General features: G+C 38.6%; 17 protein-coding genes. 2 read left to right on the top strand and 15 right to left on the bottom strand.

Features of this window, described 5'->3' with window-relative positions; all coding sequences use genetic code 11:
• Nucleotides 1–13 precede the first annotated feature (13 nt).
• From ftsX to GF867_RS06910, 7 genes are all read right to left on the bottom strand, one after another.
• Entirely contained in the window at nt 14–904 is an 891-nt protein-coding gene (gene ftsX, locus GF867_RS06940) for a permease-like cell division protein FtsX (protein ID WP_311453945.1), read from the bottom strand.
• Nucleotides 891–1,577 carry a cell division ATP-binding protein FtsE gene (ftsE, locus tag GF867_RS06935; RefSeq protein ID WP_153832381.1) on the bottom strand — a complete coding sequence of 229 codons (687 nt, stop codon included), beginning with the start codon at nt 1,575–1,577 and terminating at the stop codon, nt 891–893. The genes ftsX and ftsE overlap by 14 nt, the downstream gene beginning before the upstream one ends.
• 158 nt (nt 1,578–1,735) lie before the next feature.
• Nucleotides 1,736–2,846 (bottom strand): peptide chain release factor 2 gene (gene prfB, locus GF867_RS06930; RefSeq protein WP_153832380.1). Its coding sequence is split into 2 segments (ribosomal slippage): nt 1,736–2,773 and nt 2,775–2,846, totalling 1,110 coding nucleotides; the frame shifts between segments, so codons are not numbered across the junction.
• A 147-nt stretch (nt 2,847–2,993) separates the two neighbouring features.
• Nucleotides 2,994–5,438 carry a preprotein translocase subunit SecA gene (gene secA, locus GF867_RS06925; RefSeq protein WP_153832379.1) on the bottom strand — a complete coding sequence of 815 codons (2,445 nt, stop codon included), beginning with the start codon at nt 5,436–5,438 and terminating at the stop codon, nt 2,994–2,996.
• A 556-nt stretch (nt 5,439–5,994) separates the two neighbouring features.
• Nucleotides 5,995–6,561, bottom strand: a complete 567-nt coding sequence (gene hpf, locus GF867_RS06920; RefSeq protein ID WP_153832378.1) for a ribosome hibernation-promoting factor, HPF/YfiA family — start codon at nt 6,559–6,561, stop codon at nt 5,995–5,997.
• 249 nt (nt 6,562–6,810) lie between these two features.
• Nucleotides 6,811–7,641 (bottom strand): ComF family protein, encoded by an 831-nt coding sequence (locus GF867_RS06915; protein WP_153832377.1) that lies wholly within the window; start codon nt 7,639–7,641, stop codon nt 6,811–6,813.
• On the bottom strand, nt 7,638–9,026 hold the full coding sequence (locus tag GF867_RS06910) for an ATP-dependent helicase ComFA (RefSeq protein WP_153832376.1): 1,389 nt from the start codon (nt 9,024–9,026) through the stop codon (nt 7,638–7,640). The genes GF867_RS06915 and GF867_RS06910 overlap by 4 nt, the downstream gene beginning before the upstream one ends.
• Before the next feature lie 168 nt (nt 9,027–9,194).
• On the opposite strand from GF867_RS06910, the gene GF867_RS06905 reads away from it, so the two are divergent.
• Complete coding sequence (locus GF867_RS06905) at nt 9,195–10,550, top strand: FAD-binding oxidoreductase (protein ID WP_153832375.1); 1,356 nt, start codon at nt 9,195–9,197, stop codon at nt 10,548–10,550.
• Between the two features lie 63 nt (nt 10,551–10,613).
• Here the strand turns inward: GF867_RS06905 and GF867_RS06900 are convergent, their stop codons facing one another.
• From GF867_RS06900 to GF867_RS06880, 5 genes are all read right to left on the bottom strand, one after another.
• Complete coding sequence (locus GF867_RS06900; protein ID WP_153832374.1) at nt 10,614–10,790, bottom strand: hypothetical protein; 177 nt, start codon at nt 10,788–10,790, stop codon at nt 10,614–10,616.
• Nucleotides 10,791–10,809: 19 nt separating this feature from the next.
• Nucleotides 10,810–11,376 carry an NADPH-dependent FMN reductase gene (locus tag GF867_RS06895; protein WP_153832373.1) on the bottom strand — a complete coding sequence of 189 codons (567 nt, stop codon included), beginning with the start codon at nt 11,374–11,376 and terminating at the stop codon, nt 10,810–10,812.
• 20 nt (nt 11,377–11,396) lie between these two features.
• Nucleotides 11,397–12,473, bottom strand: a complete 1,077-nt coding sequence (locus tag GF867_RS06890; protein WP_153832372.1) for an LLM class flavin-dependent oxidoreductase — start codon at nt 12,471–12,473, stop codon at nt 11,397–11,399.
• Between the two features lie 814 nt (nt 12,474–13,287).
• A complete protein-coding gene (locus GF867_RS06885; protein WP_153832371.1) occupies nt 13,288–14,157 on the bottom strand; it encodes a DegV family protein in 870 nt (289 codons plus the stop codon).
• Nucleotides 14,158–14,225: 68 nt separating this feature from the next.
• Nucleotides 14,226–15,230 carry a nucleoside hydrolase gene (locus tag GF867_RS06880; RefSeq protein ID WP_153832370.1) on the bottom strand — a complete coding sequence of 335 codons (1,005 nt, stop codon included), beginning with the start codon at nt 15,228–15,230 and terminating at the stop codon, nt 14,226–14,228.
• Nucleotides 15,231–15,364: 134 nt separating this feature from the next.
• Here GF867_RS06880 and GF867_RS06875 point away from each other — a divergent pair, with 134 nt between their 5' ends.
• Complete coding sequence (locus GF867_RS06875; RefSeq protein ID WP_153832369.1) at nt 15,365–16,003, top strand: YigZ family protein; 639 nt, start codon at nt 15,365–15,367, stop codon at nt 16,001–16,003.
• 75 nt (nt 16,004–16,078) lie between these two features.
• Here GF867_RS06875 and GF867_RS06870 read toward each other — a convergent pair whose 3' ends face one another.
• The 3 genes from GF867_RS06870 to nadE form a co-directional block, all read right to left on the bottom strand.
• Nucleotides 16,079–16,948, bottom strand: a complete 870-nt coding sequence (locus GF867_RS06870; RefSeq protein ID WP_153832368.1) for a DegV family protein — start codon at nt 16,946–16,948, stop codon at nt 16,079–16,081.
• A 652-nt stretch (nt 16,949–17,600) separates the two neighbouring features.
• Complete coding sequence (locus GF867_RS06865) at nt 17,601–18,629, bottom strand: MraY family glycosyltransferase (protein ID WP_153832367.1); 1,029 nt, start codon at nt 18,627–18,629, stop codon at nt 17,601–17,603.
• 29 nt (nt 18,630–18,658) lie between these two features.
• Complete coding sequence (gene nadE / locus GF867_RS06860) at nt 18,659–19,489, bottom strand: NAD(+) synthase (RefSeq protein ID WP_153832366.1); 831 nt, start codon at nt 19,487–19,489, stop codon at nt 18,659–18,661.
• Between the last annotated feature and the right edge of the window lie 28 nt (nt 19,490–19,517).

Below are 19,517 nucleotides of genomic sequence, written 5' to 3'. Positions count from 1 at the left end.
CCCCAAGTTGATATTAATTCACTAATAATTTTCTAACTGAACGTCTTGCGCCCATAACACCTAGTAAAATCCCTAGGATTCCTATGCCAATTCCGATAAAAATAATACTTGGCATCGTCGGTATTAAGAAACTGGTATTGATGGCAAATAACTCACCCGCTGCATTCTGCAATCCTTGGTAAACAGCATATAAAACCGCGATGGCAAAAGCAGAACCAATTAGTCCGATCGTCGCCCCTTCGTAAACAAAAGGTGCACGGATAAAGCTATTCTTAGCTCCAACTAAACGCATAATTTCAATCTCTGTTTGACGGGCATAAATCGTTAGACGAATTGTATTTGAAATGAGTAAGACTGCAATAACTACAAAGACCGCTGCTAATAAAGCAAGCACATAACGCGTTACTTCAATCGCATTGATTAAACCACTTAGGTCAATCGATCCTAAGTTAGCCACCAGCACATTATCTAGAGCGTTAATTTGATCTACGACTATTTCAATATTTTGCGGTCCTGTTACATGAACTAAGTACATGTTGTTGAGTGGATTTGAATCACCTTCAAGTTCATCAAAATTCTCTGTAATAATTTCCTGATATTCTGCTAATTCATCTTCTTTTGATCGATAAATCACTTCTTCGACAAACTCAATGGATGCAATTTCTTCACCCAATGTTTCTTCATCTGCTTCGCTTGCAACAGGATCAATGTTAACACGCACTTGAATTTCTTGTTCAACTTCGTTAGTTAATTTTTGAACATTCGCAAAGACTAACACAAGGCTTCCAACCATAAACATTGTAACGGTCATCGCCAAGATTGATGCTGTGGTCATCCAGCCGTTTCTAAATAAATTTCGGAAGGAGTCGCGAATATGACGAAAGAAGTTTCTAATTAATTTCACGATAATCCCCCTTATACAAATCACTGATTAAGCGACCACGTTCTAATCTCAACACACGGTGTTTACGTTGGTTCACAAGATAGTCATTATGCGTTCCCATAATAACGGTTGTTCCCGTGCGGTTAATGTCTTCTAAAATTTCCATAATTTCCATTGCTGTATCAGGGTCCAAGTTCCCAGTTGGCTCGTCCGCTACCAGAATACGTGGTTTATTCGCAATCGCACGTGCAATCGCAATTCTTTGTTGTTCACCACCTGATAATTCATCAGGGTATTGATGAATCTTATGACTCAAGCCAATTAATTGCAAGACTTCATTAACGCGTTTTTTGATTTCTTTACCGCTTGCGCCAGTCACTTCAAGCGCATAAGCGATATTCTCAAAAGCTGTTAAGTTAGGTAATAATTTAAAATCTTGGAAGACTACCCCAACTTCACGTCTTAACATCGGTAATTCTCTTTTCTTAATGCGGTCTAATTTAAATTTACCGACCGTTAGACTGCCTGTTGTTGCCTTCACTTCACGGTTGAGTAATTTCATAAATGTTGATTTACCTGAACCACTTGGTCCAACGACATAGACAAACTCGCCTTGCTCAATGCGCAACGTAATATCATTCACAGCAACAATACCATTATCATATTGTTTACTTATATTCGTTAATTGAATCATTTGCTTTCTCTCTTTCTCTAGCTCTATTGGGTGAAAGTCAGTTTAAGGATACTCAAACTTTTCTCTATTAGTGCCACTATTCTACCATAACATGGCGTAAACTCGAACGAATCACAAACACTTAACAATCCATTAACGAATTCTTACATTTTAGCTCGTTAATCGTTCGCTTGCATTGACCATTTTAGATAGGCATCGATAAATCCTGTTAAATCTCCATCCATGACAGGTTGAGTATTCCCTACTTCGTAATCTGTGCGGTGATCTTTAACCATTGAATAGGGATGGAAGACGTAAGAGCGTATTTGAGAACCCCACGCAATTTCTTTTTGCTCGCCTTTAATAGCGGCTAATTCTTTCGCTTTCTCTTCTTCTTCACGTTGATATAATTTGGCTTTCAACATATTCATCGCTAAATCACGGTTTTGAAATTGTGATCTTTGCGATTGACTTTGAGCGACTAAACCAGTGGGAATATGGGTAATTCGCACTGCTGAAGAAGTCTTGTTAATATGCTGTCCACCTGCACCACTCGCGCGATATGTATCAATGCGTAGGTCATCCGAATTGATCTCAATCTCAATATTATCATCTAGCATTGGTGTGACATCAATCGAACAGAAAGAGGTATGACGGCGGCTATTAGAATCGAAGGGCGAGATTCTAACCAGTCGGTGAACACCTTTCTCAGATTTTAAGTAACCATAGGCATTATGGCCTTCGATTTCTAGCGTCACACTTTTAATACCCGCTTCGTCACCATCTTGATAATCGAGTACATTGACTTTAAAGCCTTGTTTTTCTGCATATCTTTGATACATACGTAATAACATGCTACCCCAGTCTTGTGACTCCGTACCACCTGCACCTGGATGAATTTCCAGAATGGCATTATTAGCATCTAAAGGATCGGATAAAAGTAATTTTAATTCATAGTCATTAATTTGTTGTTTCAGTGTCTCAGTTTGCGCGACTGCTTCATCGAAAATTTCTTGATCTTGTGATTCGTCATATAATTCAAGCGCCATCTCAATTTCTTCTAGTTGGCTCTCTAAATCTTGAATCGTTTGATAGGTCCCTTTGGCAATATTTAATTGAGAAATCGTCTGTTGAGCCGCCTCATTATCGTCCCAAAAGCCTGGGGCTGACATTTGATACTCATAGTCTGCAATGTCTGCTTCCAATTGATCTAAGTCAAAGAGACCCCCTAAAACTCGATAATAATTGTTTAGCAGATTCAACAAATTGTTTTATTTCGTATAATTCCATCTTACATTCTCCTTTTTACATACCTCGTAGATTGAGACTAACGTTAGCTAGCATGATTTCGGGTTCTCTTCGCTCATATGTACAATTTTAACCTAGGAACAGGAAAAACCGTAGCAGTTGCATACGGTTCTCCAGTCTTAAAGCCTATTAGTTAGTTCTTGCTTTCGTTACTTCAGTTGGTAAAGAGCCCGGGCGGCCTTTAACGACTGTTGTATTTACTTGTTCACGTTCTAAGTTTTGACGGATTTGAGCTTTCATCACGTAACGTGTTACTTCATATTCAATCGATGCGATCATTTCTTGGAAACGTTCGTAACCTTCAGTTTGATATTCAGTTAACGGGTTAGTTTGCGCGTAAGCACGTAGGCCAACTCCTTGACGTAAGTGGTCCATCATATCAATATGATCAGTCCATTTATTATCAACTACACGTAAAATAATAACTTTCTCAAATTCAGCTACTTGTTCTGGACCATTTAATGCTGCTGTTTTCTCATCGTAAACGGCAACTGTTTGATCGTATAAATAGTTCACTAATTCAGTGGCTGATTTACCTTCTAAGTCACTTAAAGCGATGGCTTCAGGTGATAATAAGGCAGCATGGGCAAAGTCTAATAAACTGTCTAAGTTCCAGTTTTTCTTCTCGCCTTCTGTCGCAACAGCTACTTGACGCTCAATCGTGCGTTTCATCATGCCTTTAACGTAAGGTGTTAAGCCACCTTCAGCTTGAATAACGTCCATACGTTGTCCGTAAATAACTTCACGTTGTTCACGCATTACTTCATCGTACTCCAGTACGTTTTTACGCGTATCGTAGTTATTTCCTTCAACACGTTTCTGTGCTGATTCAACTTGTTTCGATAACATACCACTTTGGATTGCTAAATCGTCGCCATCTTCATCCATGTTCAATTTTTGCCATACAGCTTGAATACGGTCTGAACCAAAGCGTCTCATTAAATCATCTTCCAATGATAAGTAGAATTGTGATGCACCAGGGTCACCTTGACGTCCAGCACGACCACGTAATTGGTTATCAATACGGCGTGATTCGTGACGTTCTGTACCTAATACAGCTAGTCCACCTGCTTCAAGTACGCCACTTCCTAACTTAATGTCAGTACCACGACCAGCCATGTTTGTTGCGATTGTTACCGCTCCACGTTGACCTGCTTGCATGATAATTTCAGCTTCTTTAAAGTGGTTTTTCGCATTTAATACTTCATGCGGAATGCCTGCTTGATTTAATAATTTTGATAGATATTCAGACGTTTCAACCGCAACCGTACCTACAAGGACAGGTTGACCTTTCGCATGTCTTTCTGTAATATCTTTTACTACTGCTTTAAATTTAGCTTTTAAGTTTGGGTATAATAAATCTGGCGCATCATCACGAACAACTGGTTTATTTGTTGGAATCGATGTTACGTTCATGTTGTAAATTTCACGGAACTCTTCTTCTTCAGTTTTTGCTGTACCTGTCATACCTGATAACTTGTTATACATACGGAAATAGTTTTGGAAAGTGATCGTTGCCATTGTTTTCGATTCATCTTCGATTTCAACCGCTTCTTTTGCTTCAATCGCTTGATGTAAACCATCAGAGTAGCGACGACCTTCCATAATACGACCTGTAAAGCCATCAACAATCTTCACTTTACCTTCATCAACCACATAATCAATGTCATGAATCATAATATAGTTAGCGCGTAAAGCTTGGTCAATGTGGTGAACTAAAGCGGAATTATTAATATCATATAAGTTTTCTAAACGGAAAACTTTCTCAGCTTTATCTACCCCTGTATCTGTTAACACAATTGTTTTTGATGTCAAATCGATTGTATAATCGTCATCTTCACGCAAACCTTTTACAAAATAATCTGCACGAGTGTAAAGAGCTGTTGATTTCTCTCCTTGCCCTGAGATGATTAATGGTGTACGCGCCTCATCAATTAAGATTGAGTCAACCTCATCCACAACCGCAAAGTTTAAATCGCGTTGTACCATTTGATTTTTGTAAACTACCATGTTATCACGCAAGTAGTCAAAACCAAGTTCGTTGTTTGTACTATAAGTAACATCACAGTTATAAGCTTCACGTTTTTGAGTAGCGTTCATACTGTTTAAGTTTAATCCTACTGTTAAACCTAAGAAACGGTATACTTCCCCCATCTCTTTCGAGTCACGTGTCGCTAAGTATTCGTTAACTGTTACAACGTGAACCCCTTTACCAGATAATGCATTTAAATATACTGGCATTGTTGCGGTTAAAGTTTTACCTTCACCTGTTTTCATCTCAGCAATATCGCCGTTATGAATAACAAAACCACCTTGAATTTGCACACGGTAAGGGAATAAACCTAGTACTCGTTTTGCAGCTTCACGTACTGTTGCGAATGCTTCAATTTGGATATCATCTAGCTTAGCACCTTTGCTTAAACGGTCTCTAAAGTCGACTGTCTTTGCACGTAACTGTTCATCTGATAACGCAGCATATTCTGCCTCTAAAGCCATCACTTGGTCAGCAAGTTTGCCCGTACGCTTTAATTCTGCTTTATCATTTTCAAATATATTCTTTAGAAAATTAGCCATTACTCTGCTCCTTTTATGTATCTTCTCAATACTTCCCTAAATATAGCGAAAGTGTTATGTATAAAATTCGTTCACTATTGTAGTTTAACATGACAAACCGTAAAAATGAAACATTATTTAACGCTTTATTCAGAGTTTTCTAAATTTGTCAATATTCACTCTCGTTTCAGAAAACCTCGGGCGAGTCCGAGGACTTTAAATTCCGTTTAGCAGTTTTAACTTGATTATATCGCTTTACTTTTATTGGAAAACTTAATGTAGATCAGCAACTTGTTTTACCAAGCGATATAAAGGGCAATCTATCGCTACTAATAGAATCGCTTGCTCTGACTATCGATATAGAAAGCGAAGTAGACAGTGCCTAGCCGACTGAGCTGAAAAAGCACGAACGCCAGTGAGACTTTGAAAGCGACCACCGCCTTGGAAGCAATAAGTTGAGCGAATTACAAAGCTTAGTCAATCAACATAAAACTTATAATCTCTTATACTATAAACAAAAACTAGCTTCTCAATACATCCGTATCAAGAAGCTAGCGAATTTATTTAATGCTTTTTATTATGATAGTGCTGACGTTTCGATTAAACCGTAACGTCCATCTTTACGACGGTACACAATACTGATTTCCATTGTTTCAGCGTCTGTATAGATAAAGAAGTCATGGCCTAACATGTTCATTTGTAACACAGCTTCTTCACTGTCCATCGGTTTAAGATTGATTCGCTTAGAACGAACAATTTCTAATTCTGGTTCTTCATGTTTTTCTTCTACGACAACTGCATCTGCTAAGTCAGCTTGTTTAATTCCGTCAAACCCTTTTTCTCTTGATTTGCGGTTAATTTTTGTTTTATATTTACGAACTTGACGTTCTAATTTGTCCACTACAAAGTCAATACTTGCGTATAAATCTGGAGTAGTTTCTTCGGCACGCAATACTAAAAATGATAGTGGAATTGTTACTTCGGCTTTCGCTGTTTTATCGGGATAAACTTTTAAATTTACATAAGCTGTCGCATCTGGAACATCTGTAAAGAAACGCTCTAATTTTGCGACCTTTTTCTCTGCATAGTCTCGAATCGCCTTTGTAACTTCAATATTTTCTCCTCGAACGTTATAATTAAACATCCTAATCCCTCATTTCACATTATATTTTCTAATAGCTAAAACTAATCGCTGTTATCAAATTTATAATCGAATGAAACTCTCAACTACACATCAAGCTTCTCAAAATAATTTATAATTTTGATTAGTTTTACACTCTTAGTATAAAAAAGCTTAGATTGCTTCGCTTTTTATAATTATAACACACTATGACAAAATTGAAAACGCAAACACTATCTTTTTTTCATGTTTTCTCATTATTTTTTAATTTTATCAATCTTTTAATTGCTGGTCCCGTGCTAGACTCACGCCTATAATACTGATATTATCAGCTTTGTAGGCTTCTTGCTGATCTTTTTCTCTCAATAAACTTTTAGCATGTAACAAGGTTCTTCCAGTTGTATACACGTCATCAAAGACAATAATTTTTCGCGATATTTTTTTAAAATTTTTGTCCGACAAAGCAAAGGGTTGTCGCATTTGTAAGCGACTCAAACGATCTTTCTGAGCCTGCTTTTGACCGTCCCCGATATACTCAAAAGGACACATACAGGGTATATCAGCCGCTTCTAACAAAGCTGCCGTCGCATTAAACCCTCGCTCTCGCATACTATTAGGTGAACTCGGCAAAATTAACCATTGGTAATCGACATAATTACGGTAAAACTCCTGCAAGAAATCCCGCATCACTAAACGCAATCGAAAATCACCTTGATACTTATACCGATAGAGCCACTCACGAAAGAAATCATTATATTGCAAGACAGCTTTATGCTCAAGCAAAGTCCGTGGATAAACTTCCAACCACCTCACACAATCATAACAAAATATTTCTTCAAATCCCGTCTGAGAAACACGAACAAAACCAAATTGAAAATTATCTTCTATGCCCTGCATCGCTTCATAGCTCACGTCACTTTTATTCACCGCACGTCCACAAGCCCTACAAGTATCGCCTGCTTCCTTATACGGTAAAATTTGCTGCCAGCATTCTTTACATATATTCGCAAAGGTTAACGGTTTAAAACTAAACAGTTGCTCGAATTGTAACTCCAAAGGCAAGACGCTATTACACCAAATACAGTTTTTTATCGGTAGATTCATTTGATTAGCCCCCTCGCGCGTGCTTGTTGATTCATTAATTTAATTTGCTTTCTAGCGCTTGCCATCGCCAAACTAACGCCTTCATGTGCATAAATAAGTGTCCCCGTTGGGAAATCTTGCTTACGCCCCACTCGACCACTCATTTGAACTAAAGCAGCCCGCGAAAACAGTTTGCTTTCTGCGCCTACTATGCACACATGGCAATTGGTGAAGGTGACGCCTCTTTCAAGAATTGTCGTTGAAATTAGCAGTTCGACTGTCCCTTCACGCACCGCTTGAACTTTTATTTTTCGATCAGGATCTTTCGAATGCACGCACGCTAGTGACTGTTGCGGCAGCAATGTCTGGAGCCAAGCAAATAAACACTCGGCTAAATAAATATTTGGCATAAAAATCAATTTTACACCTTGAATTTGACTAAACTCCTTTAGTAACCGAGCTAACTTAGAATTATTTTGTTGTTTTCTTATAGCCTTGCGCCAATCACCTAGCCAATAATAAACAGGTTCTGGCAAAGGAAAGCCATGATATCTTGCTGGCAAAGTCGTACTGGTTATTTCTTTTTTACGCATGGCTTTTTCTAATGTCTTATCTGGAGTAGCGGTCAAATAGACTAATTTCCCTTCTGCTTTGACAGCCCGTTTGACAGCGAAATGTAAACTCTCATCTCCGGCATACGGAAAAGCATCCACTTCATCCACAATGAGTAAATCAAAGGCTTCAGCAAACCTCAATAATTGATGCGTAGTTGAGACAATTAACGGAACCGAATCATAAGGCGTATCTGTTCCTCCATAAAGTAAACAACTATCTGTATAGGCAAAAGCAGTTTGTAAGCGAGGATACAGTTCGCGGCATACATCGATTCGCGGAGAAGCAATGGCTACACGTCCGCCAGCTGCGAGTACTTTCGCAATGACCGGGAAGATCATTTCGGTTTTCCCAGCACCTGTTACAGCAATGATACTATGCGGATGTTGCGGATCAGCTAAACTGTTAATTAAATCATTCGCTGCTCTCGCCTGTTCAGCTGATAATTGTCCTTGCCAAGTTAGCAGTTCACTTGCTGATTTTTGGGGCGCATTACTTATTCGCTCTCTTAGAGAATATAAGTATTCTCCTTGTAAAATCCGTCCCATATTCAAACAATTTAAACAATAATGTTTGTCTGCCGTTAACTGCTCAAATCTATCTAACACTTGATTATTACAGCGTTGGCAGCACATTGTTGGTTTTGTCAAAATAGCTGGTTGTTTGTCAGCTCGTTCAAGTAGTTCTGACAAATGCTGATTGAGTTGGTATTCTTTCAGGGTATGAACAACTTCGTGATAAGTCAGTAAGCGCCCTTCTAGTAAACTCAAAGCTTTTTCAAATGTTGGTATCATCGTCATCATCTCCTTCATTATGTTTACTTGTTATTTCTCCCTCTCTATATAAATACAATTTTTTTCGCAATTTGTGCTTTTTTTCGACACAAGTGTTAAAAAAAGTTAATTGGGTCGTATTTTGGTATAATACGTAAAAAAGTATATATGTGAAATGGAGTGTAATGAATGAATTTATCAGAAATTATTCTGGATGCTGATCGTCTTTTTATTGGCGATGAGATTCCTCGCGATTATTTAAACGAAAAACAAACTAAGGCAAAAAATTTGCATGCCTTAGCTTACCCTTTGACAAAGGGTGAAGTAGTAGACTTAATGCATTATGCTAAAGAAAAACAATTAGTCGTGATTCCTTCAGGTGCAAATTCCGGTCTAGCACATGCTACCGAAGCCCATGAAGGCGAGTTACTAATTGATTTCAGCAAAATGAATCGCATCTTGGATTTTGATTTGGATACCTTAACGCTTAGCGTTGAGCCTGGAATTACAATCGGTGAAGTTCAAAAGTATGTCCAAGAACGTGGCTTTTTCTACCCGCCTGATCCAGCTTCTAAACACTCAACGATTGGTGGTAATGTCGCAACCAACGCTGGTGGCATGCGTGCTGTCAAATACGGAACTACGCGTGATTATGTGCGTCAAATGGAAGTGGTACTCATTTCGGGTGAAGTCTTAGAAGTCGGAAGTTTAGCGATTAAAAACAGTTCAGGATACAACTTGAAGCACTTATTTATCGGAAGCGAAGGGACACTCGGTTTGACGACGCGCATTGATTTAAAAATCATTCCTTTACCGACAGTCAATCAATCAGTCATTGCTGCCTTTCCTTCTTTACCTGTCGCATGTGAGGCTGTTATTTCAATTATGCGCAACGGACTTGATATTACAGCTTGTGAATTTTTCGAACGTGATGCGATCGCGCTCAGTGAGAAATTGTTAAACACACCTTTCCCAAGCCAAAAAGGCCAAGCGTACCTATTGATGACTTTTGACGGCTCCAGCCAAGAATCTGTTTTAGCTGAAATTGCCCGTTTAGAAGCAACAATTAAAACGCATGCTCCTGAAGAAATTGTCTTGTTAAATGAAGCGGATACAGTGACCGCTTGGAAACTACGTGACAGCATACTGACAGCAGTAGTGGAACTTTCTGAGAATGAACCTTTAGATTTATCTGTTCCGACGAATAAAATTGCGACTTTGTTTAATTATACGAAAGAAGTTGAAGCTAAAAGTGGTTTGCGCTTTGTAAGCTTTGGCCACGCTGGGGACGGAAACATCCATGCTTGCGTCTTACGCGGAGACTTAAGTGAAGCAGAATGGGCCGTTAAACGACATGAAGTTTTATCGGAATTGTATCAATATGTACATGATATTGGGGGCTTACCCTCTGCTGAACACGGTATTGGTTTGACAAAGAAACCATATTTCGATCAAGTCTTTGACAGTAGTTATCGTCATTATTTAAAACAAATTAAACTAGCTTTTGATCCAGAGAATCGCTTAAATCCAGGAAAATTAGTTTAGTTAAAGAAATATAGCGACCTATTTTGAGATGTAATGATACTCAAAATAGGTCGCCTTATTTTATTAATTGCAATGTATTTCTCCATCTACAATACGGCAACTTGCGCCTGTACCGTCACCAAAGCTAACTAAGGTTGGAAATGGTTTGACAGTTGTTGAATCGTTTACCGTCTTAATTTTTTCATTTAAACCAGTTGATTCAACCTCTAACTGTTTTTTTTCAATGTTTTCTTTTGCCATAGACTAAGTCTCCTCCTGTTTAAAAACCAAATGCTGCTTCTTTTGCTTGTAATACTTCTTGATACGTCTTGCCCAACATAACCGTATCTTCCACCAGTGTATCAAGACGGAAATAAATGTCATCATTTTCAATGCTATCTAAGCCAAAATCGATATCACGTACAAAAACATAATTTTGTAAAACATTGGCCTTCATATAGGCCAAAATTGGTTTCAATTGTTGTTCAGCCACTAAGAAGTGCTTGTCTGATCCAGCTGTAACAATCATACTGACCGTTTTATCTAGCAAAGCATTTTGCGGGAGTAGGTCAAATAAATTCTTTAGTACTCCTGGAATAGATGCTTGAAAAATTGGCGTGCCTAGGATAATCACATCCGCCGCCATGACCGCTTGTGTCACTTCTAAAGTATCTCCTGTGTAGTCTAAATAATGACGACCATCACTAAAGATAAGTTCTTTATCTTTTAAATTTAAGTAAGTTAAGTCATGTTCTGAGTGTTTTGCTTGTAACATCTCGTAAGCTTTTTGAGTAACAATACCTGTTTTGTTGCCTACATTTGAAGCTGATAGTACTAATATTTTCAAACTGTTTGCTCCTTTTAAGTTTATTTTCTCGTATAGTGTTTAACTTTGGGTAATATTTTATTACCAATAATATCAATGGTGCGTTTAATGTTGTCCATACTGACTCCACCTGAATCGATTTGTGCCACGTACCGTTGATGTTGAAATAACTCATGTTGTTGTAAGAGTTTTTCAATGACTAATTCTGGATCACCAACATTTACAATGCTACGGACATCTTGCCCTTGTGCAAATGCGTTTTTAGGGAAGCCATAACCATTGGTGCACTTCATACCTTCGTTGATGTGAGGATAGTATTCACGGTAAGCATCCAGTGTATTCTGTCTGACGTAGAAGAAACCGCCCGTCGTCACAGGTATTGCCTTCGCATCAAAGCCAGCCTCTGTTGCCGCTTGCCTAAACTGGCGGATACGACTTTGGTAGACCGATGCTGCACCACCAAGATGGGCTTGATAAATTGGCACGCCTAATGTGCCAGCCTTTTGCGCCGAGGCAGCTGAATTCCCAACCGCTCGCCAGATTGGCAAACCTTTCTTATCGTTATGTGGACGTGGCAATATATTTGCATCCTTGAGGGGTGGACGAAACTTTCCTGACCAGTTCACGCGTTCCGTTTCATTAATTTTCAATAGTAGTTCAAATTTCTCTTCAAATAATTCTTCATAATCTTCACGGTTATAGCCCAATAAATCATATAAACCTGTCCTCGAAGCTCGTCCTGCCGCTATTTCCATCCGTCCGTTCGATAGTAAGTCAATCGTTGCAGCATCTTCGAAAACTCGCACTGGGTCAGAAGTGCTAATAATGGTAGCTGACGTTCCTAATTTTATTGTTGAGGTCGCCTGCGCAATCGCAGCAAGAATCACTAAATGTGCTTGTGATACGAAATATTCTTGATGAGATTCCCCTAATTGAAAGATATCCATGCCAGCTTGTTCAGCTAACTGAGCCATTTCAATCATTTGTTTAATACGCTCTTGAGCTGAAATCTGTTTGTCAGTATGTGGATCCGGCACATGTTCACCAAGCGTATAGAGGCCAAATTCAAGACCATTACTTAGATCAAATTTAGGTAAAACATGTGGATTGGCTTTCATTTCTCACACTCCTTTGGCATTTAAAGTCATTATATCATATTCAAGTGGTTATTTGAAAGTGTGTTTTGTAAATGAAGACCCTGTCAGTAATCAGATTAAAACTCTCAAATTCTCACATAGCAAAATACTCAAACCCACCCAGAAAACCTTTTGTTTTTTTCAAAACAGTTCATCGCTTTAGCAGGATAATACAGCGTTTCTTTTATTGAAAAACTATGCGTAACTTAGCGACTTGTTTGCCATAGTGGTATAAAGGGCAAGGCATCGCTATTATATAATGGCTTGGTGTGGCTTTGGGCAAAGCGAAGTAGACAGAGCCTAGCCGATTGAGCTGGAAAAGCACGAACTTCAGTGAGGCTTTGAAAGCGACACCGCCTTGGAAAACAATAAGCTGAGCATATCAAAAGCTATTAAAGCACTCCCAAACTTAAAAGCCTTTTATCACGTGAGAAAACTTCGGACGATTTCGATGACTTTCAAATTATTTTTAGCAGTCTTAGCTTGATAACACAGCGTTACTTCTATTGAGATACTAAGCGTAGCTCAGCGACTTGTTTTCTAAAGCGGTACAAAGGGCAATCGGCGTAGCTTGCTCTGACTATGAGCAAAGCGAAGTAGACAGAGCCTAGCCGATTGAGCTGGAAAAGCACGAACTTCAGTGAGGCTTTGAAAGCGACCACCGCCTTAGATAAACAATAAGCTGAGCGAAGCTCAAAAGCTATTAAAGCACTCCCAAACTTAAAAGCCTTTTATCACGAAAAAAAGCCGCTTGCGCGACTTTAAAATAAAATATAATAATAATTTCAATAATAACTTACGGTTTGGCGATTGGAATAATCGCACAGCCTTTTGATCCGGCACCAGTATGGGCACCAACAACAGGACCAAGACCCGAAATATGATAATCAATTGTAGGTAATTCTTTTGCAAATAATTCGCGCACACTCTGAATTTCTTCTAAGGCATCTGAGTGAGCAAATGAAATTTTAATACCGTCTGGAAACAAAGCCTGACGTTCCTTGGCAATTTCTATCCAACGCTGATAAACTTTCTTATTCGTACGGACTTTTTCAAAAAGAACAATTTTTCCTTCTTCATCGAAAAATAATACAGGACGAATTTTCAATAAGCCTCCGACTAACGCGCCGGTTGCATTAAGACGACCACCTTTGACAAGGTTATCCAAATCTTCAACCATTAAATAAATATGACTGTTATCGGCAACCCATTGTAGCTTTTCAAACACCACTTCAGGCGTTAAACCAGCGTCTAACAAATCCATCGCCTGTTCTAATAAACTTTCCATAACAACCGAAGCGGCTTTACTATTCAAGCAGAATAATTTAATACGATCCGCATACTCACTTAAAACCATATTTGAAGTTTGATAGGTTCCACTAATCCCTGCGGATAAGTGAATCGCAATGACTGCTTCATAACCTTTAGCGATAATGTTGTCCATCACCTCGTAATAAACAGCGGGCGTAGGTTGAGAGGTTGTAGGAATGGATACTTCCGTTTTTAAACGTTCATAAAAAATATGCTGGGCCGCCAAATCCTGAGCATCTTCGCCAAGAGTGCCATCACTAAAGTTTACCGTCAAATTAACCCGATAAACATCCGGATGATGGGCAGTTTTACCACTTAAGTAGGCCGTACTATCAATAATAAATGCTGTTTTCATCACACTTTCCTTTCATAATAGTTAATAATAGTAGTCAAATTATATCAAACACCTTTCAAAATGTCTTCTTATCCCAGAGACTTTACGCGTTTTTTATAATCTTCAGCAGCCTCATCTCCAAATAAAATAGCCATCGTTTGCTCCTTATAAAACGCAATATCCGCCTTCATCGGCACATAAGCATTTTTCTCCCACTTGAATTGATCATGCAAATCAACAATACATTGCCCTTTTGCCAACTCACTATCCGACACACAGCGTAAGTTGGCATGGTAGATTTCAGAATACATATCTGGATAAATATAGCCAATTACAGCCATTAAATCATGGATAACCGCACCCATATAACCATTTTGATGCCAATAAGTATTCACATAAAATTGCATCATCTCATAAAGCATTTCACCTAATTCTCCACCGGCCATCTTCATAAAAGTCAGATCATTCATATCAATAATCCCTTGATGTGTCACATCTAAACCAATCATCCAAATCGGCGCATGCGGTCCCAACTCTGTAAACACTAAATCAACAGCTGTTGGATCAAACCAATAATTAAACTCCGCCACAGGCGAACGGTTACCACGGTGCACGCCTCCACCCATACTATGAATCGAGCGCACTTGCTTCATCGTCTCTAAATCTTTTTCAACACATAAAGCCAAATTCGTTAAAGGGCCTAGTGCGATAATATCTACTTCGCCTGGGTTAGCCTGGATTGTCTCAAGAATAAAATCAATCGCATTCTGATCAGCATACACATCCGAATTAATCGGTAAATCCACTGAACCCAAACCAGTCGCACCATGAACAAAACCAGCCTCATCTGCTCTTTCACCAGCACCTGCTTTAAGTGACAGATAATCATTTGTGGCACCGCGATAAACCTTTACCCCACTGTCAAAGTACGTCAACACACGCGCTGCGTTATCTGTAGTAAATTGAATCCCTTTGTTTCCTGCTACTGAGGTTAAACCTAATACTTCTAAATCCGGATGCTTCAATGCCGCAATAATGGCTAAAGCATCATCGATACCTGGATCCGTATCAATAATTACCTTACGTTTGTTCATTTTAGTTGCTCCTTTTCAATCGCTTTAGTCTCACAGCTTTTATTATACTCAAGATTAATGTCGAAGGCGATGAATTATCTTAACTTACATGCTACAATGAATCAGATAGTTCGCAAGTAAGGAGATGTAGCTACATGGTTAATTATTATAGTATTGAGGCCCCACTCATCCACGAAATTGAAATTAAGAAATCACGTTTTTTGACTTATTTAATACCAATTGAAAGCGAAGCTGACTTCCAAGAAGAATTAGCAGCGATTCGAAAAGAACATTATAAAGCAACCCATCATTGCCAAGCTTTTATTCTTGGCGATGACTCCATGATTCAAAGGATGAGTGATGATGGTGAACCAGCTGGCACTGCCGGTGTACCTATGCTAGAAGTATTAAAACAAGAAAATCTAACCTATGTAATGGCCGTCGTTGTTCGATATTTTGGCGGGGTTAAATTAGGTAGTGGCGGCTTGATTCGCGCATATAGTAATGCTGTCAGCGAAGCTTTAAAAGAGGCCACGATTATTAAGAATATTAATCAAATGATGGTTAATGTTGAATTACGTTATGACCAAATGGATAGTTTTACTTATTATATGAGTCAAACTGAACTGCCGATTACCCTCAAGGACAAGGTTTATACCGATACAGTTACCTTTAATTTAGCCATAAATTTAGAAGCTGTCACTGAGGTTCACGATGAACTAACAAACCGTTTTAGTGGTCAGTTAAGTTGGACAGAGCTGGGCGAACAGACTGTTAACTTGCCAGTCCGTTAAAATCCAATCAAAATACATCAGCAAATAAAAAGCAGATAATTTAACTTAAGGTTGAATCATCTGCTTTTTTGCGATTTAATCTAATGTCACCTTGGGAATTAATCCCATACCTTTGCAGCCTTTCCCACCATGAACACCTAAAACAGGTGTTAGATAACCAACACGGTATTCGAACTGCGGAAACTCCGCCTGAATCAATTCTTTAATTTCAATGATTTCTGTCTCAGCATCGCCATGAGCAAACACTATGTCTATGCCATTTGGATAGTCTTTAACTGCTTCTCTCACTAATTCTTGCCAACGACGCACAACTTTTTTAGTAGCACGTACTTTTTCAAAAACCTTTACTTCACCTTGGTCAAAGACAACAATTGGCTTAATTCTCAATGCAGTCCCTAGAAAGGCACTGATTGTGCCTAACCGGCCACCTTTGACTAAATTTTCTAGGTTTTCAAACATCACATAAATCGTAGAATTATCCGCCAACCACTCTAATTTCGCTTGGATAACTTCGCCAGATAATCCTTTTTCTAACATATGGAGCGTTTGTTTAACCATGCTCTCGATGACAAAAGAAGTTCCTTTTGAGTCAATCATATAAATGTTCAAAGCATCTCTGAACTCATCTGTAATCATTGAACTCGTTTTGAATGTTCCGCTTATTTTATCCGATAAATGGATACAAATTACTGATTGATAGCCTTTATCAACTACTTCTTTCAATAATTTATACAGATGGACCGGTTCTGGTTGAGAGGTTTTCGGTAATTCTTTATCCTTCGTAATACGGTAATAAAACTCCTTCAATACCACTGGATCAGTCGTATCGGTAATCACATCACCATTCGCATAAGTAACCAGTAAATTTATTTGGTAAATATCAGGATGATTTGCCAAATCTTCTGCCAAGCTAGCCGTACTATCTACAATAATTGCTGTTTTCATTTTTTACATCCCTCATCTTAATTTCTAAGCCATAATCTTAAATCATTGTAGCAAATAAAAATAACTGAATATGAACAAGTTTATTATTGAGATTTCGAGAAATATTTGTCAGAACATGAATTGCATTTCGCCTTAAGATGATAATTCTCTTTCAATGTGTTAACTCGGCTTCTGAGTTTGATGATTGAAGCACTCAATGTTCAAACTCAAACTGCGAGTTTAAACATTGAATTGGTATGACTAGCTAAGTAAGAATTGCTCGACCTTATTCTTGGATTATTCTAATTAGTCCATAAAACTCGGCTCATATTGATGATTTTCAAAACGGTGTGAAAAGTACATTGGAACTAAATGATTAATCTCTTATAATATTAAATACCTCAGACTCGTCCGAGGTTTTTAAATTCCAATTAGCAATTTTAACTTAATTTTAGCACTGACTTTTGTTGCAATACTTAACGTAGCTTAGCGGCTTGTTTTCCAAAGCCGTACACAGGGCGCTTGCTGTGACTTTGAGCATAGCGAATTAGTCACAACCTAGCCGATTTAGCTGGAAAAGACAAACGCCAGCGAAGGATTTGGAAGCGACCACCTCCTTGGAAAACAACAAACTGAGCAAAGCATGAAGCTCGACAAATCAAAAAAGATACCCTTATTTTTTTCGGGTATCTGATAACTTAAGCATGGCTACGAACATTGCAGCCGTGATAAAAATCACAGCTCCTAAGATATAATTGCGCCAATGCGGATAAGCATGGGATAAAATTGCTAGTATCGAAAATACTAACGTTGTCCCTAACATAATCAAGACAACTTGTGGTTCGCTCATCCCTAAGCGTAATAACCGGTGATGTATATGGTCCTCATCACGTTCAATTAATGAACGACCTGTCATAAGACGACGAAAAATCGCATAAGATGTATCAAACAGTGGCACAATATAGAGAATGACCGGTATAATCAACGAGAAAAAAGACGCATTCTTTAAATTCGTTACCGTCAAAGTCGCATACATAAACCCTATAAACAAAGCCCCCGTATCCCCTAAGTAAATACGCGCCGGAAACCAATTAAAAGGTAAGAATCCTATAATGGAAGCAGCCAATAATAACAACATCATCAGTACGACAATACGAATTGATAAGCTGAAATAATAGGTGGTAATGGCTAAAGTCAATAAACTTACCACCGATACACTACTCGCTAAACCATCGAGCCCATCCAATAAATTAATGGCATTCGTTACAAAATAGATCCACGCAATCGTCAGCACATAAGACAATATATTGAATACATTCGGTGAAATAGCTGGTAGCAATGCTGTTGAAAATTCAATATCTGCCATAAAATAGATGACATTCGCCGCTAACAAAATACCGAACGATTTTTGCCGAGGATTCAAAACGAATCGATCATCAACGATGCCTGTTAACAAAATAATTCCAGACGCTAGGAAAACATTCCACTGACTACTATTGAACATTAAACTGGGAAACAGGCTAAAAAAGCCAGTCCAAAAACTAATAAAAATCGCAATACCACCTAATGGAGGAATGACTTGACGCTTCGTTTGCTTATTCGTGAACTTCTGATAAAGCTTAATTAAGCTAAACGTCAGCACAGCAGAAAATAAAGCAGTTCCTAATAAACGGTACATTGTTTGAATTAGAAAAATAAGCATCCCTCCTTCTTACTTAATTTTATGCGTTATTAAGAGCGCCAAAAATCATCAAAAACAGTAATTGGCAAGTGACGTTTGTGATGAGACTTCGTATACCACTTCTCAATGACTTCAGCGTCATGTTCTGCCACGGTTTGACCCGTTAAATAAGCATCAATCGCTTCATAACTCACACCTAAAGCAACTTCATCAGGAAGCATTGGCTTATTATCTTCTAAATCAGCTGTTGGAACTTTTAAATATAGTTCCTCAGGTGCATTTAAATAAGCTAACAACTCACGACCTTGTTGTTTCGTTAAGCGGAATAAAGGTACGACGTCTGCCGCTCCATCACCAAATTTCGTGAAAAAGCCAGTCACTGCTTCGGCTGCATGATCGGTTCCAATTACTGCCCCTGCAGTCTGACCAGCAATCGCATATTGGGCAATCATGCGCTCGCGGGCTTTAATATTCCCATTGTTGTAGTCACTAATAACAATACCATTGGCTTCAACTGCTGCTTTGATCGCACTTGTGGCTGGTTCAATATTTACAGTCATCACACGGTCTGCTTGAATAAAAGCTAAAGCCGCTTGAGCATCGTCCTCATCAGCTTGGACGCCATGCGGTAGTCGAACTGCGATAAATTGGTAACGATTATCACCCGTCTCTTGTCGCACTGCTTCTACAGCCATTTGTGCGAGTCTACCTGCTAATGTTGAATCTTGTCCTCCACTAATCCCTAAAACCAAACTTGATAAGCCTGGATTAGCTATTAAATAATCTTTTAGAAAATTTACACTGCGCGCAACTTCCGCTGCTGGATCAATCTTGGGTTGTACTTTTAAAGCATCTATAATTTCTTTTTGTAATGGTCTCATGTCAATCTCCTTCGTTTAAAAACAAACG

The organism is Fundicoccus ignavus, assembly GCF_009659375.1.
GTDB lineage: Bacteria > Bacillota > Bacilli > Lactobacillales > Aerococcaceae > Fundicoccus > Fundicoccus ignavus.
Note: the sequence above shows the minus strand (reverse complement) of the source record. Positions and strands in the feature narration are given on the sequence as shown.